The organism is Duganella flavida (assembly GCF_009857445.1).
Classification (GTDB): Bacteria; Pseudomonadota; Gammaproteobacteria; order Burkholderiales; family Burkholderiaceae_D; genus Rugamonas; species Rugamonas flavida.
In genome coordinates, this window is record NZ_WWCN01000034.1 from 1 (window position 1) to 15,422 (window position 15,422).

At 62.9% G+C, this 15,422-nt stretch carries 11 protein-coding genes, 5 tRNA genes and 1 pseudogene; 2 read left to right on the plus strand and 15 right to left on the minus strand.

Going from position 1 to position 15,422, the window contains the following annotated elements; genetic code table 11:
- A pseudogene (locus tag GTP46_RS28680) lies at nucleotides 1-388 on the minus strand (heavy metal sensor histidine kinase); the annotation flags it as partial.
- A complete protein-coding gene (locus GTP46_RS28685; protein WP_161010049.1) occupies nucleotides 385-1,071 on the minus strand; it encodes a heavy metal response regulator transcription factor in 687 nt (228 codons plus the stop codon). The gene GTP46_RS28685 and the pseudogene GTP46_RS28680, both read right to left, overlap by 4 nt.
- Nucleotides 1,072-1,188: 117 nt before the next feature.
- Here GTP46_RS28685 and uraH point away from each other — a divergent pair, with 117 nt between their 5' ends.
- Nucleotides 1,189-1,599 carry a hydroxyisourate hydrolase gene (gene uraH / locus GTP46_RS28690; protein ID WP_161010050.1) on the plus strand — a complete coding sequence of 137 codons (411 nt, stop codon included), beginning with the start codon at nucleotides 1,189-1,191 and terminating at the stop codon, nucleotides 1,597-1,599.
- 47 nt (nucleotides 1,600-1,646) lie between these two features.
- On the opposite strand, the gene GTP46_RS28695 is transcribed toward uraH, so the two are convergent.
- Genes GTP46_RS28695 through GTP46_RS28705 form a run of 3 tightly spaced genes read right to left on the minus strand, consistent with a single transcriptional unit; the run spans nucleotide 1,647 to nucleotide 9,707 of the window.
- Nucleotides 1,647-4,055 carry a catalase gene (locus tag GTP46_RS28695; protein ID WP_161010051.1) on the minus strand — a complete coding sequence of 803 codons (2,409 nt, stop codon included), beginning with the start codon at nucleotides 4,053-4,055 and terminating at the stop codon, nucleotides 1,647-1,649.
- Nucleotides 4,056-4,109: 54 nt separating this feature from the next.
- Nucleotides 4,110-7,937, minus strand: coding sequence for an NAD(P)-binding protein (locus GTP46_RS28700; protein WP_161010052.1), 3,828 nt, complete (start codon nucleotides 7,935-7,937; stop codon nucleotides 4,110-4,112).
- Nucleotides 7,938-7,946: 9 nt separating this feature from the next.
- Nucleotides 7,947-9,707 (minus strand): glycoside hydrolase family 2 protein, encoded by a 1,761-nt coding sequence (locus tag GTP46_RS28705; protein WP_161010053.1) that lies wholly within the window; start codon nucleotides 9,705-9,707, stop codon nucleotides 7,947-7,949.
- A gap of 251 nt (nucleotides 9,708-9,958) precedes the next feature.
- Between GTP46_RS28705 and GTP46_RS28710 the strand changes: the two genes are divergently transcribed.
- Nucleotides 9,959-10,213, plus strand: coding sequence for a hypothetical protein (locus GTP46_RS28710; protein WP_161010054.1), 255 nt, complete (start codon nucleotides 9,959-9,961; stop codon nucleotides 10,211-10,213).
- 74 nt (nucleotides 10,214-10,287) lie between these two features.
- Here GTP46_RS28710 and GTP46_RS28715 read toward each other — a convergent pair.
- From GTP46_RS28715 to recO, 10 genes are all read right to left on the minus strand, one after another.
- Nucleotides 10,288-10,363: transfer RNA gene (locus tag GTP46_RS28715), tRNA-Gly, on the minus strand.
- A gap of 10 nt (nucleotides 10,364-10,373) precedes the next feature.
- Nucleotides 10,374-10,447, minus strand: a tRNA-Cys gene (locus GTP46_RS28720).
- A 57-nt stretch (nucleotides 10,448-10,504) separates the two neighbouring features.
- Nucleotides 10,505-10,580: transfer RNA gene (locus GTP46_RS28725), tRNA-Gly, on the minus strand.
- 46 nt (nucleotides 10,581-10,626) lie between these two features.
- Nucleotides 10,627-10,702: transfer RNA gene (locus GTP46_RS28730), tRNA-Gly, on the minus strand.
- Nucleotides 10,703-10,772: 70 nt separating this feature from the next.
- Nucleotides 10,773-10,848 (minus strand) — tRNA-Gly (locus GTP46_RS28735).
- Between the two features lie 94 nt (nucleotides 10,849-10,942).
- Nucleotides 10,943-11,524 carry a CDP-diacylglycerol--glycerol-3-phosphate 3-phosphatidyltransferase gene (gene pgsA, locus GTP46_RS28740; RefSeq protein ID WP_161010055.1) on the minus strand — a complete coding sequence of 194 codons (582 nt, stop codon included), beginning with the start codon at nucleotides 11,522-11,524 and terminating at the stop codon, nucleotides 10,943-10,945.
- 96 nt (nucleotides 11,525-11,620) lie between these two features.
- Nucleotides 11,621-13,474: an excinuclease ABC subunit UvrC gene (gene uvrC, locus GTP46_RS28745; protein WP_161010056.1), complete on the minus strand. Its 1,854-nt coding sequence runs from the start codon at nucleotides 13,472-13,474 to the stop codon at nucleotides 11,621-11,623.
- Entirely contained in the window at nucleotides 13,471-13,866 is a 396-nt protein-coding gene (acpS, locus tag GTP46_RS28750; RefSeq protein ID WP_161010057.1) for a holo-ACP synthase, read from the minus strand. The genes uvrC and acpS overlap by 4 nt, the downstream gene beginning before the upstream one ends.
- Nucleotides 13,866-14,627: a pyridoxine 5'-phosphate synthase gene (gene pdxJ / locus GTP46_RS28755; protein ID WP_161010058.1), complete on the minus strand. Its 762-nt coding sequence runs from the start codon at nucleotides 14,625-14,627 to the stop codon at nucleotides 13,866-13,868. The genes acpS and pdxJ overlap by 1 nt, the downstream gene beginning before the upstream one ends.
- Nucleotides 14,628-14,641: 14 nt before the next feature.
- On the minus strand, nucleotides 14,642-15,421 hold the full coding sequence (recO, locus tag GTP46_RS28760) for a DNA repair protein RecO (protein ID WP_161010059.1): 780 nt from the start codon (nucleotides 15,419-15,421) through the stop codon (nucleotides 14,642-14,644).
- Nucleotide 15,422 lies beyond the last annotated feature (1 nt).

A 15,422-nucleotide genomic window follows, 5' to 3' on the forward strand; every position in this document is an offset into this window, starting at 1 on the left:
CGCCACGGCTGCTGGTCCAGTCGGCGATGGCGGCGCGCGGCGGCGCGGCGCCGGCAGCGGGCGGCAGCGGATAGCGCTCGCCACTGGCGTTGATATCGGCCAGCACGCTGCCGTCGCCGGCGACAAAGCGCACCAGTGAGTTCTCCTGGCCGCTCATGGTGTCGCGGAAGAATTCCGGCTGCTGGCGCAGCAGCGCGGTGGCGCCGGGACGGCCGAGCAGGATCTGCACCTGGCGCAGCTTGCCCAGCAACTGGATGTCGTCGCGCCGCTCGATCTCGCTGGCCAAGGCCCGGTACAGGTAGACCCCGAGGCCGGCGGCGGCCAGCGCCACGATCAGCATGAACATGACGGCGACGCGCAACGTCAGCGAGCGGCGCAGCGGCGTCATGGCGCCGCCACAAGGTCGCACACATAGCCCATGCCGCGCCGTGTGTGGATCAGTTTTTGCGGGTAGGGATCGTCGATCTTGCGCCGCAAGCGCCGCACCGCCGCGTCCACCACATTGGTGTCGGTCTCGAAGTTGATGTCCCAGACCTGTGACGAGATCTGTGCCCGCGACAGAACCTGTCCCTGGCGCTGCACCAGCAGGTGCAGCAACTTGAATTCCTGCGTGGTCAGACTGATGGCGGCGCCGGCGCGGCGCACGCTGCGGCGCAGGACGTCGATTTCAAGGTCGCCGATGCGCAGCGTGTCGTCTTCGCGCAATGGGCCGCGCCGCAGCAGCGTGCGGATGCGCGCCACCAGTTCGACGAAGGCGAAGGGCTTGACCAGATAATCGTCGGCGCCCAGTTCGAGGCCGCGCACGCGATCATGCACGGCGTCGCTCGCGGTCAGGAACAGCACCGGTACGGTGGCGCTGACCGGGTCGGCACGCAAAGCCGCCAGCACCTGCCAGCCGTCCATGCCGGGCAGCATAACGTCCAACACCACTAGCGCCAGCTCCTCCTCGCGGGCGATGGCCAGACCGTCGCGCCCGGTGCGCGCGAGCCGCGCCGTGAAACCGGATTCACTCAGTCCGCGCAGCAGATAGTCGCCGGTCTTCGGCTCGTCTTCAATGATGAGAATGGTCATGGGCCATTGTATCTCGGCCGCTGTCGGCCCAAGATGACGAAATTATCATCTGGCGGTCATCTGGCTGTCGGGGGCTGGCTGCCACAATGGCGCTCTACTTTTTTTTGGGAGGGCGACATGCCACGATTCAGACAGTTTGTACTTGCGCTGGCCTTTGCCGCATTTTGCACCGGCGCCATGGCGGCGCAAAATCCCCTCAGCGTGCACGTGCTGGACCTGCAAACCGGCCAGCCCAGCGCCGGCGTGCGCGTGACGCTGGAGCAGCGCAGCGGCGATCAGTGGCGCGCACTGGCGGCCGGCATCACCAATGAACAGGGCCGCGTTAGTGCGCTGTATCCCGAGGACAGCAGCATGGCCGCCGGCGACTACCGCATCGTGTTCGAGACCGGTGAGCACTACGCGCGTCTCGGCAAGCAGACCTTCTTTCCGCGCATCCCGGTTGAATTCAAGGTCGACGGCAAGGAGCCGCACTATCACATCCCCCTGCTGCTCAGCCCTTATGGCTATTCAACCTACCGCGGCAACTGAGCTTCATCAGCGCGCATGGCGCGCTGGCGCCATGCCGTCCATGCGATTTACACCAGCGGCGGATCGGTCTCGCGCACGAAGGCCCGGTGACCGGCCAGCGCCGTTAAAAAGGCTTCATACGCGCCCGCTGCATTGACGGCAGCGGCGACGATCACACCCGGATCGGCACTGCCATCCGGCAGTGCGTCCGGCAGGTCGGCCAGCTTCAGCAGTTCCCCCCCGCTGCCCCAGGCGAAGATCGGCTTGCAATGGCGGTATTGGTCGCGCAGGAATTCCAGCGTCTGGCCGCTGATCGCCAGCCGGCCCTGGTCGGCGCCGTCCGGCACGATGACGGCGTCGTACAGTACCGACGGCCCGGCTTCCAGCGATATCTCGACATCGACCCGGCCGCCATCAGCGCCGGTGCGGGCGCCTAGCTGGACGCCGACCACGCGCGGCACCGCGCCTGCGCTGCGCAAGGCCGCGTACACGCTGGCAATGCCAGCACCATCGACGCCGTCACCCGCCAGGATCGCCACCTTGCGCGTGGCGACACCGGTAGTCCCCGGCCGCGCCAGCAGCGACAGCGCCGGCGATACGGCGTAAAACGGCTGCGGCAAGCTGGTCGCCAGCGGCGCCGCTTCGGGCACCTCCATGCCGAGTCCGTCCGCCACGCCGGCGGCCAGCATCGGATCAACATTGGCCAGATTGGCGATCACGCGCGCCCGCACGGCCGGCGTCTGCACCTTGCTCAGCTCAAAGCGGAAAGCGTTGGCAATGTGCGCCTGCTCGGCAAGGCTCTGGCTTTCGAAGAACATCCTGGCCTGCGCATAGTGCTCGGCGAATTTCTCCGGCTTGCCGCGCACCTTGTCTTCCTGGATCGGTTCGGGGAAGGAAGTAAAGCCCATCCTGCCGGCCTGGAACGGACAGCCGCCGCCCAGCGAATTCGGCTCGTAATTGACGCGGCCGCGATTAATGGCCTGGCGGTGCATGCCGTCGCGCTGGTTGTTGTGCACCTGCGCCACCGGGGCGTTGATCGGGATCTCGTGGAAGTTGGGCCCGCCCAGGCGCGAAATCTGGGTGTCGATGTAGGAGTGGATCCGCCCTTGCAGCAGCGGGTCGTTGGAAAAGTCGATGCCCGGCACAACGTGGGCGGTGCAGAATGCCACCTGCTCGGTCTCGGCAAAGAAATTGTCGGGATTGCGGTTCAGCGTCATGCGGCCGACCGCGCGTACCGGCACCAGTTCCTCCGGGATCAGCTTGGTGGCATCGAGCACGTCGAAGTCGAACTGCTCGGCCTGCGCCTCGGTGAAAATCTGCAGTCCCAGTTCCCATTGCGGATAGGCGCCCGCCTCGATCGCTTCCCACAGGTCGCGCCGGTGGAAGTCAGGATCGGCGCCCATGATCTTGGCCGCCTCGTCCCACACCAGCGAATGGGTGCCAGCCACCGGATTCCAGTGGAATTTGCAAAACACCGCCGCGCCGCCCTCATTGACCAGGCGGAAGGTATGCACGCCAAAGCCTTGCATGGTGCGGTAGCTGCGTGGGATCGCGCGGTCCGACATCTGCCACATCAGCATGTGGGTCGATTCCGGCATCAGCGACACGAAGTCCCAATAGGTATCGTGGGCGCTGGACGCCTGTGGCATGGCGTGATGCGGCTCCGGCTTGACCGCATGCACCAGGTCCGGAAACTTCATGGCGTCCTGGATGAAGAACACCGGGATGTTGTTGCCAACCAGGTCCCAGTTGCCTTCGTCGGTATAGAACTTGACCGCGAAGCCGCGCACATCGCGCGCGGTATCGGACGAGCCGCGTTCGCCGGCCACGGTGGAGAAACGTACGAACACCGGCGTAATCTTGCCCGCTGCCTGGAACGGCGCCGCTTTGGTAATGTCGGTCAGTGCGTCGTAGGCCTCGAAGTAGCCATGGGCGGCCGAGCCGCGCGCATGGACCACCCGTTCCGGGATGCGTTCATGGTCGAAGTGGGTGATCTTTTCGCGCAGGATAAAGTCTTCCAACAACGTCGGTCCGCGCAGGCCGACTTTCAGCGAATGCTGGTTATCGGCCACCGGCACGCCTTGATTGGTGGTCAGCGCCTGGCCGCCGCTGTCGGCACGCACCCGGTCGAGTGGCGCGTTCAAGCGGTTGACGCCATCGGCGGGATCGCTGCCCACCTTGGGCGAGGCGTTCAGTTCGGCCGAGGTGCTGGCAGTCGCCAGCGGATCGCCCGGCGCCACGGTCGATCCCTGGTGCGGCTGGCGCGCGGCGTCACCGTATTCCAGCGGCTTGTCGGCATTGAACGGCATCTGCGCCGCCAGTTGCTGGTTGCCGGCCTGCTTGCGCAGCAGCGCGTCTTCCAGCGCGCCCGGTCCGCCCAGCGTAACTGGCGGCGGTGCATTGGATGGGCCCGATACAGTACTCAATATCGATCCGGCGCCGGCAACATCGCCGGCAGGTTTGCTGTTCTTGGTCATATCAGTCTGCCTCTATAAAATAAACATGGGAAAAAAGTTGTGGCCGGAGGGCTGTCAAGATTCCGCCATCTGGCTCGCTGCCTGGCCGGCGCGTGCCGCGCGTACTTTTTCGGCAGCCGTGCGGCCGGCCAAAAAGGCATGATCGGAGTTGTAGTATTCCCATTCGCTGTAGCGGCCGGACAGCACGATGTCATGCTGCTCCATCCAGTCGCGCACGATGGCCACGTTGCGCGCCCGCGCGTGGTCGTACACCACATAGGCGTAAGGCATGTCGACCTGGTTGGCGACCATGATCTGGTCGTCGGCGGTCATCATGCCGACCTTGATGCAGTCCTCGATACAGCGCTGGATCAACGCATCGCCATCGAGCGGTAGCGGCTTCCATGGCGAATACGAAATCTCGCAGGTGAAACCGAAACCGCCCGGCGCATTGCATTCAGGGCTGGCGTTGCCCTGCACGAAGATGCGGTGGAAGATGCTGTCTTCCGGGTAGTAGATCCAGTGCTTGTCGGTGACGTTGGTGCGGGCGATGCCGATGTTGACGCAGCGGATAGAGATATGGCGCAGCCCGCGCGCCGCAGCCCGCACTGCCTCTGGCGCCTCCGCGCCGATCAGCTTGACTAACTCCGGCAGCGGCATGGTGCTGATCAGGTTTTTGTATTTGATGCGGCGGCCATCGGCCAGCGCCACCGCGTGTTCGCGCGGCAGCACTTGCACCACGTCGGCATTGAGCTCGACCTTGCCGCGGATATGCGGCAGGAAGCCCGACACCAGCGCCTGGAAGCCGCCCTTGCGCGGATAGCCGAAACGCGCATTCGGCCCCTGCGGCTTGGCTACCGGCTGCAAAGCGCCGTCAATGATTTCGCCCAAGTCCGGCAGCGGCACCCTGCCGCCCAGCCACGAGGTTTCCATTTCGCCCAGCGGCACGGTCCAGATCTTCTTGTTGTACGGGATCGCGAAGTGTTTGGCGATACCGGCGCCCCAGACTTTGTAGATAAACTCCTCGAAGCTCTGGGTTGTCTGCTCGCGCGCGGTGGCGCCGGCGTTGGCCGCGTCAGCGCTACCATCGGCGCAGCAGTCTTCCACCTTACCGGCTGCGCAGGCCGGCGCTGCCTGGTTGGCGGCGCTGTCGCCGTAGCGCGCGTTGATGGCGCCGACAATGCATTCCTTGATCACGTCCGGCGGCAAGCCGTACAGCGCGCCCTGGAACGGATAGCGCGTAAACACCTGTTTGCTGTAGATCCAGGCTTCACGCATCTGCCAGTGCTGGTTGTCGCCCAGCAGGATGTCGTACAGCTTGAGCACGTAGGGGTCATTGGAAAACATGATGTGGCCGGCGTAATCGAAGGTAAAGCCGGCGTCCTGGATCGAACGGCACCAGCCGCCGACCGTTGGATTCCGTTCCAGCAGCATGGTGTCGGCATCGCTGTGGTAGGCGGCCGACAAGCCGGTCGGGCCGCCGCCGATAATCAGGCAGCCGACTGCCTTGGCGGCGCCCGCAGCACGCAAAGGATTGATTTTCCCGGGTGCGGCGTAGCTGGCGGCAGCGGCGCCCTGCTCCGGCGATTGCGCGGCGCCCGGCACGCGCCGCGCCGGGTTGCCGGGCGCGCCGTCGAGCAGCGCGCGCATGGCGTCGGCCGTCGCGTCCCACGAGGTGGCGGCAATAATCTCACGCATGCGCACGGCCATGGCCGCTGTCTGTTCGGCGCTCTGGGCCAGCGCTGCTTCGCAGTGCGCGATAAATTCAGCATGATCGTGGCCGATGGCGACAATGTCGCCGTACGGCTGTTCAACGTCGGTGATCGCGGTACTGACGATGGGCAGTGCGGCTGCCATGTATTCCAGCACCTTGGTCGGACTGATGAATTTGGTGGCGTCGTTGAGCGCGAACGGCAGCAGGCAGACATCCCAGCCAGCCAGGAACTGCGGCAACACCTGATATGCCTGCTGCCCCAGGTAATGAATGTTCTGGCGCTGCGGCAGCGTGGCCGTATCAATCTTGACCACCGGCCCCACCAGCACCATCTGCCAGTCGGGATGGGCGTCGGCCATGGCAGCGATCAGGCCGGTATCAAAGCGTTCATCGATGACGCCAAAAAAGCCCAGCCGTGGATGCGGAATATCCTGGTGCAGCGGATGGCCGTTGCTGCGGTCGAGCGCCTGCTCGAAGTGCACCGCGTCGACGCTGCTGGCGAAGCAGTGGGCGTTGTCGTGCCGGCTGCGCTTGGCTTCATACAGGCTGGGGCCGCCGGTGAAGACCAGGTCGGCAATATTCAGCAGCGCGGTTTCGCGTTGCAGTAGCTGTTTCGGCGGATTCTTGAACGCCGACAGCTCGTCCATGCAGTCGTACACGACCAGCGATGGATTAAGTTGCGCCAGCAGCGGCAAGGACATGGGCGTGTAAAACCAGACGATCGGTTCCTGACTTTCCGGCACCAGCGTTTCAAGCAGCGTTTGCAGCACCGGGATCTGGTCGTCGTGGAAGCCGGTGGCCTGCACCGGCGTGTGCGGCTGGCACACCGTCAGGTTGGGCGCCGGGTTATAGGTGTGCAAGCGCGGCGGCGCCGCGTCGAACAGCGGCTCCTCGACGAACAATACTTTGTAATGCTGGGCCAGGCGCGTTAGCAGTTGCTGGGGACGTTGGTACACGAAATCCCAGCGCAGGTGACAAAAAACAATGATGGTTTGCATGGCGCTCTCCTTGGTTTGCCCTTGCGGGCCGTGATTGGTACAGAGTCGATCGGTTAAAAGCCGAGCCTGCCGTAAGGCGGTCGCGTACGGCTGCACCAGTTGCCGCGCCAGCGGATCGGGACCATCGCGGTCGAGGTCCCACAAGCCGCTGTGATGCCAATGTTGTTCGTGTTCCCAGTCGGGGCGATCGATTGCCGGATACAGGCAGATGCCGCGCACGTCGGCGCCCTGCTCCATCGCCAGCGCCAGTTCGGTGGCCATTTCGCGGATCCAGACGCCGCGCCCGCTGCCGACATGGCTGGTTTCCGCCAGCAGCAACGGTCGCTGGTAGCGCTGCCCCAGCTCGACCAGAATCTGATGCAGTGGTTGGCGACGCTTGTCGGCCAGGTGCCACCACAGGCGCAGGTTGCTGCCGCTCTCCCATTGATTGCTGTGGTAGTAGTTGCCGCCAACGATGTCCAGATAGCGCGGCGAGCCGCCCAGCTCGGGCGCGCGGCGGCCGCACAACATGTCCCAGGCCTCGAACTGCGATTCGCGCCAGCCGGCCGCCTGCGCTGCCCAGTCGGGACGGTCGGCAGGGGCGATCACGTGGATCAAGGGGTCGCACTGCAACAGCCGGGCCCCGGGCGTGACCTGCCAGATGGCGTCGCAGCCGGCGATGGTGGCGCGGATCAGCTGGCGCTTGCCTTCAACATCGGCGCGTTCGTCATACATGTTTTTGCACTGGAACATGTGCACCGACAAGCCCCAGCTGTTAAATGAAATCTCGTTGATCGGCGAGTACACCGGTTGCTCGCCGACGTAGGGCGCCAGGTACTCGGCGGCGGCGCGGCAAAAGCGCGCGAAACGCGGCACGAACTCCGGACTGTAGACGTCGATCTCCGGCGGCCAGCCGTAGTGGCAAAACGTCCAGCAGATTTGCAGGCCGAACTCCTGCGCCGCGCGCAGGCGGGTGTCGAGGATGGAAAAATCGAATACGCCGTCGCGCTCGGCCAGGCGCCAGCCGATCGACTCGCGCACCGTGCGGATGCCGAACTGCTGCAGCTGCGCGTAGTCGGCGCGGGCGCGTTCCAGGTGGCCGGTGGCCAGGTTCATGTCGAGCGCGCTGCCGGCATGGTTGACGTGGTCGGCGCCTTCATAGCCGGCCTGCCAGAAGGTGGCGAAAGGGGCAGCGGCAAGGTGCTCGATCATAGGACGCTTTCAGGCGGAGGCGTTGCGGGTGGCGGCGCTGATCTGTTCCAGCGGCAGCTTGGGCGAGCGGTCGGCGTTGAGCAGACCGTTGGTTTCCTGGAAGGTGTCGGCAAACTGGGTGTAGCAAAAACCGCTGAACATGACAGTCTCGTTGGCGACCTGTAGCAGCGCACGGTATAGCTCGTGAAATGCGGCGGCGGTGTTGGCGCGCGAATAACCCCAGGTATGGTGCTCGGGCGCGTTCGGGTCGTAGGCTATGCCGCCGAATTCGGTCAGCACGATGGGCTGGCCGCGATGCGGGAAGCCATCCAGCGTCAGGATGCGGCCGCCGGGGCGGCGCCGGTCGAACAAGGTGTTGGCCGATTCGTCGACCGCATAGCGCGCCCGCAAGCGCTGCGGGTCGCCGTCATAGTCATGGATGCCGAGGATGTCGGTGGCCGAGGCTTCCCAGCCGTCGTTGCCGATCACCGGCCGGGTGGCGTCCAGCACATGGGTCATGTGGTACAGCGCCTCCACCGCGTTGCGATGCGCCTGCATCGCCGTCAGGTTCGGCACGCCCCAGGATTCGTTGAACGGCACCCAGACGATGACGCACGGATGGCTGTAGTCGCGCTCGATGGCCTCGGTCCATTCGCGCACCAGGCGCGTCACCGCGCGCGGACTGAAGGCATAGGCCGACGGCATTTCCTCCCACACCAGCAGGCCAAGGCGGTCGGCCCAGTACAGGTAGCGCGGATCTTCGATTTTCTGGTGCTTGCGCACGCCGTTGAAGCCCATCGCCTTGGCCAGCTCGACATCGCGCCGCAGCGCCGCGTCGGATGGCGCGGTCATCAGCGATTCGGGCCAGTAGCCCTGGTCCAGCACCAGCCGCAACTGATATGGGCGGCCATTGAGCATGAAACGGTCGCGGTTGACCGACACCGAACGCAGTGCGGTGTACGAGTGCACGACGTCGAGCACGCGCTGGCCGTCGCGCAGGATCAGTTCAGCGTCGATCAGGGTCGGCCGCTCGGGACTCCACAACAGTTCGTTGCGCGAGTCGTCGATGCCGGGATCGGACAGGGCAATTTTGCGGTTGGCTTCCTGGCCGACCAGCATATACACATCGTCGGCCAGCAGCTTGTCGCCGATCGACAGCCGTACCTCGACCGACAGGCCGGAGGTTTGCGCGCCGGCCGCCTGCACTTCGCAGCCGATCTCAAAGCCATCAAACAACGGCGTCCAGCGCAGCGTATGGAGATAGGTAGCGGCGACCGGCTCCAGCCACACGGTTTGCCAGATGCCGGTAGTGCGCGGATACCAGATCGAATGCGGTTCGCGTAACCAGTCCTGCTTGCCGCGCGGCTTGGCCAGGTCGGCCGGATCATCGTCGGCACGCACCACCAGCACCTGGGGACCGGCCGCAGTCAGGGCGTCGGTGATGTCGGCGCAAAATGGCGTATGGCCACCTTCGTGCTGTGCCACCAGCAGGCCGTTGAGCCAGACACGCGCCGCGTAATCGACCGCGCCGAAATGCAGCAGCGTGCGTTCACCGCGCCGCACCGGCTCAAAGTGCAACTGGTACCAGATGCAGGGGTGAAAATCCTGGTCGCCGATACCGCTGGCGAGCGATTCCGGCGCGAACGGCACCAGGATTTTACGGTCCCATTCAATCTCATCGTCAGGACTGCCATAACGCCTTGCGTCATCAAACGCACAGTCCCATTCACCATTCAGCGACTGCCATTCGGCACGCACCAATTGTGGCCGGGGATATTCAAACAGGCTCATTCTGTTCTCGCTGGTGGACACTCGCCGAAGGCAAATTATTGTAAATATTTTATCGAAAAGTTTACAATCCCATCAGCGAGTTTCGCTTGTGTCGAGGTAGGAGATACCCTACTTGGAATTTCCTTTGAGTAATATTGCAAAATATGAGGTAGGAAACATCCCACAGTGCGACAAGCGAAATCGCCGATACGCCCGACCACGAAAGCAGGTAGGCTTGAGGTGACAGTGCTGGGCGTTGGAGGGCTACCATCATGCGGCAGTATCAGATCAATATGTACAGCAGCGCCGGCCCTTGCCGTTTTACCTTTACCCAGGAAGATCTCACGCTGATCCGCTCAACCAGTCCGGGCCGGCCCTTCTCGCTGGACCTTTATATCGCCTATCACACCGGGGACCATATGCTGGCGCTATCGCACAAGCCGGCGCACGCCACGGTCGCGGTGGTGCCTTTCCATGAACTATGCAGAAAGCTGGACGAAGCCGAGTCACGCCGGCCGTCGCCGTAGCAGCAAACGTGACGCGGATATCTGATGGGAGAAAAGAAAAAAGGGCAGCCCACTGGGCTGCCCTTCTTCAATACTGGAGCGGGAGAAGAGTCTCGAACTCTCGACCTCAACCTTGGCAAGGTTGCGCTCTACCAACTGAGCTACTCCCGCTTAGGAGCTTTGGAGGCGAGGATCGGAGTCGAACCGACCTAGACGGCTTTGCAGGCCGCTGCATAACCGCTTTGCTACCTCGCCAGAGGAAACTTTTTACAACAAGACAACAGCGGGGTTACGCGCTGCAATCCGAAATTCTGGAGCGGGAGAAGAGTCTCGAACTCTCGACCTCAACCTTGGCAAGGTTGCGCTCTACCAACTGAGCTACTCCCGCATGGAGTGTGTTACTTTTTACTGCGTGCTCTAGCTTCCGGAGAAACTGGAGCGGGAGAAGAGTCTCGAACTCTCGACCTCAACCTTGGCAAGGTTGCGCTCTACCAACTGAGCTACTCCCGCATTTCGAGTCCAGCATCATAACAGGTGACTGTTGTTTTTGCTAGTACTACTTGTTACTGACTTCGCCGTTTGGAGCGGGAGAAGAGTCTCGAACTCTCGACCTCAACCTTGGCAAGGTTGCGCTCTACCAACTGAGCTACTCCCGCTTTGCTTCGTCGTCATCAACAACAGGCCAGCATTATAGAGGTTCTACGGCAGCTGTCAATGCCAAATGAAAATATTGTTTATTCGATTAGGAATTTACAGCTGGCCTGACTTCTCTTTGATCAGCGGCCACGCCAATCGCAGGTAGTAGAACATCGACCACACGGTCAGCACCGCCGCCACTTCCAGCAGGCGCGAGCCCCAGAACTGGCTGTCGATGGCACCCCACAGCACGTCATGGAACAGCAGCAGCGGGATGGCGGTCATTTGCGCCGTGGTCTTGATCTTGCCCAGCGAGCTCACCGCCACCGATTTGGAGGCGCCGATCTGCGCCATCCACTCGCGCAGCGCCGAAATGGCGATCTCGCGGCCGATGATGATGAAGGACATGACGGCGTTGGCACGGTCCAGCTGCACCAGCACTAGCAAGGCGCCGGCCACCATCAGCTTGTCCGCCACGGGGTCGAGGAAGGCGCCGAAGGCCGAGGTCTGGTTCCAGCGGCGCGCCAGGAAGCCGTCGAACCAGTCGGTGACGGCGGCAACAATGAATACCAGCGTGGCCGCCAGATTCTGGTCCGCCACCGGCAAGACAGTGGTCGGAAGGTAGTAGACGCCCACCACCAGCGGAATCAGCGCAACGCGCAACCAGGTCAACAGAATCGGAATATTGAAAGGCATAAGCTCGAAATAAAGTGCGGCCATGAAAATGTGTAATGCGCCGCTAGTCTACCTTGACGCAGCACATTAAACCAGCACCGTAGAGGCCACGCCCATTCAATGAAGCTGCTTGTAGATTTCCTCGGCCAAGGCGCTGGAAATACCTTCAACTGTCTTCAGGTCTTCGACGCTGGCGTCCACCACACCGCGCAGGCCGCCGAAGCGCGCCAGCAGGCGCTGACGGCGCTTGGCGCCGATGCCCTCGATCTCTTCGAGACGCGAAGTCTGGCGCGTTTTGGCGCGTTTGGCGCGCATGCCGGTGATGGCGAAACGGTGGGCTTCGTCGCGAATCTGCGCCACCAGCATCAGCGCCGCTGATTCCTTGCCCAGCTCCTGCGATGGGCGGCCGTCGACGAACATCAGGGTTTCAAGGCCGACGCGGCGGCCCTCCCCTTTCGCCACGCCGACAATCAAGCTGATATCCAGCCCTAGTTCGGCGAACACTTGCCGCGCCATTTCGATCTGGCCTTTGCCGCCGTCGATCAGCACCACGTCCGGCATCACGCCGTCGCCGTTGGCGACTTTCTCGTAGCGGCGGTACAGCACCTGGCGCATGGCGGCGTAATCGTCGCCCGGCGTGATGTCGTTGATGTTGTAGCGGCGGTATTCGCCGTTCTGCATCTGGTGGTGATGGAACACCACGCACGAGGCCTGCGTCGCCTCGCCTTGCGTGTGCGAGATGTCGAAGCATTCCACGCGCAGGGTGTCGATGTCTTCCGGTTCCAGCTGCAAGGCATCGACCAGCGCGCGCGTGCGCGATTGCTGCGAGCCTTGTTCCGACAGCAGGCGCGCCAGCGAGATCTCGGCGCCCTTCTGCGCCAGCTCCAGCCATTTGCGGCGCTGGTCCTGCGGCTGGAATATGAGGTTAATGCGGTGGCCGCACTGCTCCTGCAAGGCTTGAATCAGTGCCGGGTGATCGAATTCGATATTCAGGATCAGCGTGCCGGGAATGAATTTGTCAGCGTAATGCTGGGCGAGGAAGGCAGATAGCACTTCCACTTCAATCGCATTTTCCGCAATCGCTTCCGCATCGCCAACGTGAGTCGGGAAGTAAGCGCGGTCGCCGAGGTGGCGGCCACCGCGTACCATCGCCAGGTTGACGCAGGCGCGCCCGCCCTGCACCAGCACTGCGATGATGTCGACGTCGGCGTCGCCGGTGGTCTCCATGCTTTGCTGGTGCAGCACGCGCGACAACGACTGGATCTGGTTGCGCACCGCCGCTGCCTGCTCGAATTTGAGCTCGGCCGCGTAGGCATGCATTTTCTTTTCGAGTTCTTCCAGCACTTCGGACTGGCGGCCGCGCAGGAAGCGTGCGGCGTTTTCCACGTCGAGCTTATAGTCTTCCTTGCTGATCAGGCCTACGCACGGACCGCTGCAGCGGCCGATCTGGTTCAGCAGGCATGGGCGCGTGCGGTTGGCGAAGACGCTCTCCTCGCAGGTGCGGATCTGGAATACCTTCTGCAAAATCTGCATCGATTCCTTGACCGCCCACGAGTTGGGGAAAGGTCCGAAGTACTGGTTCTTCTTGTCCACCGCGCCGCGATAGTAGACCATGCGCGGCGCATCGCCACCGGTGATCTTCAAATACGGATACGATTTATCGTCGCGGAACAGGATGTTGAAGCGCGGGCTCAGTGCCTTGATCAGGTTATTCTCAAGGATCAGCGCTTCGGCTTCGCTGTGGGTGACGGTGGTTTCAAGCCGCGCAATGCGCTCGACCATCATGGCGATGCGCGGGCTGCTCAGGTTTTTCTGGAAGTAGTTCGACACGCGCTTTTTCAAGTCGCGCGCCTTGCCGACGTACAGGACTTTGTCGTCAGCGTCGAAATAACGGTACACGCCCGGCAGGTTGGGCAGCTTGGCCACGGTGGCCAAGACTTGTTCGCGCGGGTCGCTTACTTCATCTGTCACTTTTCCTGCTCCACGATGACGAAGGCGACGGCGTAGTCCTCTTCGTCGCTGACGGTTACCTGCGCCGACAGCTTATTCTTTTCCATGAATTCTTTCAGCACGCCGCTGCACACGATCATCGGCTTGCCGCTCGGATGATTCAGCATCTGCGCGGCCGGCCAGGTCATTGGCATGCGGATTCCGAGGCCGATGGCTTTGGAAAAGGCTTCCTTGGCGGCGAAGCGCGTGGCCACGAAGCGGATGCCGCGCACTGGGCTCTTAGCCTTGCGCGCGAGGTATTTCTCGAATTCCTGCGGCCCGAGAATTTTTTGCGCAAAGCGGTCGCCATGCCGCGCCAGCGCTGCTTCAATGCGCGGGATTTTGCAGATGTCGGTGCCGATCCCGTAGATCATTACGCGCCTCGGCCGAGGCGCGTAGCAACCATGATTGCCTTCATCTCACGCACGGCGTTTTCCCAGCCGACGAAGACGGAGTGCGCGACGATGGCATGGCCGATATTCAGTTCTGCGATTTCCGGAATCGCGGCTATCGCTTGCACGTTGGTGTAGTGCAGACCGTGGCCGGCGTTGACCTTCAGGCCTTTGCTCACGCCGTACAGCGTGCCGCGGTGGATGCGTTCCAGTTCGGCGGTTTGCTCGGCGCCTTCGGTGTCGGCATAGCGGCCGGTGTGCAGTTCGATCACAGGTGCGCCCAGTGCTGCGGTGGCGTCCATCTGCGCTTCATCGGCGTCGATGAACAGCGATACGCGGATGCCTTCTGCTTGCAACTGCTTCACTGCGCGTTCGACAGCGTTGTAGTTGCCGGCGACATCGAGGCCGCCTTCGGTGGTGACTTCGGTGCGCTTTTCAGGCACGAGGCAAACGTCGGCTGGCTTGATTTTGCAGGCGAAGTCGATCATCTCTTGGGTGACGGCGGCTTCCAGATTCATGCGGGTCAGCAGCTGCGGCGCGAGTGCGATGACATCGGCGTCCTTGATGTGGCGGCGGTCTTCGCGCAGGTGCAGTGTGATGCAATCGGCGCCCGCTTGCTCGGCCAGCAGCGCGGCGCGGATCGGGTCCGGATAAACGGTGCCGCGCGCATTGCGCAGTGTGGCGACGTGGTCGATGTTCACGCCGAGGTCAATGATGGTGCCGGATGGTTGCAGGAAGCTCATTTGTTTATCTCGTTTTATAACTGGGACAGATCAATCAGGATCTGGCGGGTGTTCAATGGCGCGCCGTTCAAGTGATGTGCGACCAGAAAGCGCATCAGCTGCTTGCTCTGCACTTGCGTGGCAACGTCTTCGTAATTTTCGCACTCCATGTCGAGCAGCGTTTTGCCGGCGACGCGCGGCCACGGGTCGGAGGCACGTTCGGGACGCGGGCCGCGTTCTGGATCGATCACGTAGACGACATCGGCCTGCACCGGGCGGCGCGTTTCAACGCAGCGTGTCAGGTCGGCGGCGACGCCTGTCTCTTTAAGTAAGGCCCGTTCGAATTTTCGCAAGACGATGGGCGCAGGTTCATTATGCGCCAGCTGGTTCAGCGTGGAGACGTAGTGATCGAACAGCGCCGGATGCGCGTCGTCGCGTGCCAGCAGCTTGACCAGCAGTTCATTGAGGTAGAAGCCGCACAGCAGCGCGGTTTTCTCGAGCGGCAGCATGCCGCCTACCCATTCGGCTTCAGTCAGCGTGCGCAGTTCCGATTTGCCGACCCAGCTTGAAGATAAAGGCTGGAAGGTTTGCAGCACGCCGCGCAACTGCGAGTGCGGACGTTTCGCGCCCTTGGCGATCAAGGCCACGCGGCCGAAATCACGCGTGAACAGGTCGATAATCAGGCTGGTTTCTTTGTAAGGGTAGCTATGCAGGACGAAGGCCGGCTGGCCTGCGACCTTGGTGCCGATGGTGCGCTCGCGCGACGGCGCGCGCGGGCGCTTCGGTGCAGCGCTCGCAGCGGCGCTGGGCGCGATC

Excerpts from the sequence above, each read along its gene's own strand:
- GTP46_RS28700 (WP_161010052.1), bottom strand. The coding sequence starts at position 7,937 with ATGATCGAGCACCTTGCCGCTGCCCCTTTCGCCACCTTCTGGCAGGCC.
- acpS (WP_161010057.1), bottom strand. The coding sequence starts at position 13,866 with ATGATCTACGGGATCGGCACCGACATCTGCAAAATCCCGCGCATTGAA.
- GTP46_RS28710 (WP_161010054.1), top strand. The coding sequence starts at position 9,959 with ATGCGGCAGTATCAGATCAATATGTACAGCAGCGCCGGCCCTTGCCGT.
- GTP46_RS28695 (WP_161010051.1), bottom strand. The coding sequence starts at position 4,055 with ATGACCAAGAACAGCAAACCTGCCGGCGATGTTGCCGGCGCCGGATCG.
- pgsA (WP_161010055.1), bottom strand. The coding sequence starts at position 11,524 with ATGCCTTTCAATATTCCGATTCTGTTGACCTGGTTGCGCGTTGCGCTG.
- GTP46_RS28685 (WP_161010049.1), bottom strand. The coding sequence starts at position 1,071 with ATGACCATTCTCATCATTGAAGACGAGCCGAAGACCGGCGACTATCTG.
- uraH (WP_161010050.1), top strand. The coding sequence starts at position 1,189 with ATGCCACGATTCAGACAGTTTGTACTTGCGCTGGCCTTTGCCGCATTT.
- GTP46_RS28705 (WP_161010053.1), bottom strand. The coding sequence starts at position 9,707 with ATGAGCCTGTTTGAATATCCCCGGCCACAATTGGTGCGTGCCGAATGG.
- pdxJ (WP_161010058.1), bottom strand. The coding sequence starts at position 14,627 with ATGAGCTTCCTGCAACCATCCGGCACCATCATTGACCTCGGCGTGAAC.